The 1,989-nt window shown below is 75.0% G+C and carries 2 protein-coding genes; both read left to right on the top strand.

Annotated elements, in window-relative coordinates; translation table 11 throughout:
• The first annotated feature begins 214 nt into the window (after positions 1–214).
• Complete coding sequence (locus HW578_RS25910; protein WP_198373592.1) at positions 215–943, top strand: DUF5765 domain-containing protein; 729 nt, start codon at positions 215–217, stop codon at positions 941–943.
• A 122-nt stretch (positions 944–1,065) separates the two neighbouring features.
• The coding region (locus tag HW578_RS25905) for a DNA translocase FtsK 4TM domain-containing protein (RefSeq protein WP_232479299.1) at positions 1,066–1,989 on the top strand (924 nt) is incomplete at its 3' end.

The raw sequence follows: 1,989 nt of genomic DNA, 5'->3' as shown, positions 1-1,989 counted from the left end.
CGCGCAGCGGCAGGGCGCCGACGGCGATGCGCGCGCGGGTGGCGGCGTCCAGCGTGGCGGGAAGCGCGGCGTCGGTGGTGCCCATGGCGGCGACGCGGTGCCGCGGGCCGCGCGGCTCGAGCGGCTTCGGCGCCGCTCGTTGCGCGCATGGCCAGCCTGGTGACACCGCCGCGGCATCTGCGAAACTGGTCGCGAAGCGATGGGATGGGCGCCGATGTGCTGGTCGATGGGCGCCACCGTCGCGATGGTCGGGATCGGCACGGCCGCGACCGCCATCACGATCCGCCGGCGGGACAGGGCGGCGATCCCGGCGACGCTGGCCTATTTCACGCTGATGGAGGCGCTGCAGGTCGCCGGCTACGCCACCGTGGATCGCTGCGGCACGCCGGCGAACGAGGTGGTGGCGTTGCTGTCCTACCTGCACATCGTCTTCCAGCCCTTCTTCATCAACGCCTTCGCCATGGCGTTGCTGGCGGTGGCGCTGCGCCCGGCGGCGCGGGTCGCGGTGTGGATCTGCTGCGGGCTCTCCGCCGTGGTGATGCTGATGCAGTTGCAGCCCTTCTCCTGGGCCGGGCAATGCGAGCCGGGGTCGATATTGTGCGGGCCGGCGCTGTGCGTGGTCAGCGGCAGCTGGCACATCGCCTGGGAAATCCCGACCAACGACCTACTCGGCCCGGTGCGCGCGATGCATTGGGGCATCAGCGGCTTCCCCACCTATGGGGTCGCCGCCTTCCTGGTGCCGCTCGCCTACGGCGCCTGGCGCTTCGTGCTGTTCCACATCGTGGCCGGGCCGTTCCTCGCCTGGCAATTGACGCAGACCGTCAACGAGATCCCGGCGGTCTGGTGCCTGTTCTCGATCGGCATCGTGCTGATCGCACTCAGCCCCTGGCTGCGGGCGCGCTTCACCGTGCCGCCCGGGTGGGCGACGCCGCGGGCCGGCTGACGCGGGGCGCCGTGGCGCGGCGGACACGCTGCGCCCCGCGGTTGCGTGGCGCCGGGTGCGAAAGCGATGCATCCCAGCACCTTCCGGTGTAGGATTGCCACCAAACCTGAAGCCCTGACCGCATGCCCCGCGCCGCCCTGTCCGACGAGTCCCGCATGTCCACCCGCAGCCCAGGCGCCGCGGGGCGCTTCGCCTCGGCCGGCGTGCGCGCCGTGCTGCGCCGCCGCGCCATGGAGGCGCTGGGCCTGCTGGTGGTGCTGGCGGCCGTGGCGCTGCTGGTGGCGCTCGCCACGCACAACCCGGCCGATCCGTCGCTGAACACCGCCACCGCCGGCGGCACCACCAACATGGCGGGACGACCCGGCGCGATCGTCTCCGACATCCTGCTGCAGGGCTTCGGCTTCGCCGCGACGCTGCCGGCCCTGGCACTGCTGGCCTGGGCCTTCCGGCTGGTGACGCATCGCGGACTCGGTTCGCCCTTCGCGCGGCTTGGCGGGCTGGTGGCTGGCATGCCGCTCGCCGCCGCCGCGCTGTCGGTGCTGCCGATGCCGGCCGAGATGCCGGTCACGGCCGGGCCGGGCGGGGCGATCGGGCCACTGGTCTCGGGTGCGCTCAGCGACGGCCTCGCGGCGCTGATGGGGCCCGCCGGGCTGATCGCCGCGCAGGGCCTGCTGGCCGTGGCCGCGGTGGGCGCGGCCTTCATCGCCTGTGGGCTGACGGTGGGCGAATGGCGCGGCGCCGGGCGCGCCGCGGTGGGCGTGGCCGGTCATGCGGCGGTGGGGGCCAGCCAGGCGGCAGTGGGCGTGGCGCGGTCGGGGGCGGCGGTGTTGCGGCGGCCTGACCGCGAGGATGAGGACGAACCCCCCGCGCCCGCACGACCAGGCATCCTCGCGCGCATCGCCAGCCCCTTCCGTCGTGCCGGGCGCAGCGCCGGTGGGCTGTGGCGGCGCGAGCCCTCGGTCCCGCTCGGTACCATGCTGCGCGCGGCGGACGAGGCCGCCGCCGCCGTGCCGCCCAGCCCCACCGCGCCGCCCGCGCCCCTGCCT

Origin of the sequence: Roseomonas rosulenta (assembly GCF_016106005.1) — a bacterium.
Classification (GTDB): domain Bacteria; phylum Pseudomonadota; class Alphaproteobacteria; order Acetobacterales; family Acetobacteraceae; genus Neoroseomonas; species Neoroseomonas rosulenta.
The sequence above is the reverse complement of the archived record's forward strand: the minus strand, read 5'-3'. Positions and strand labels throughout refer to the sequence as shown.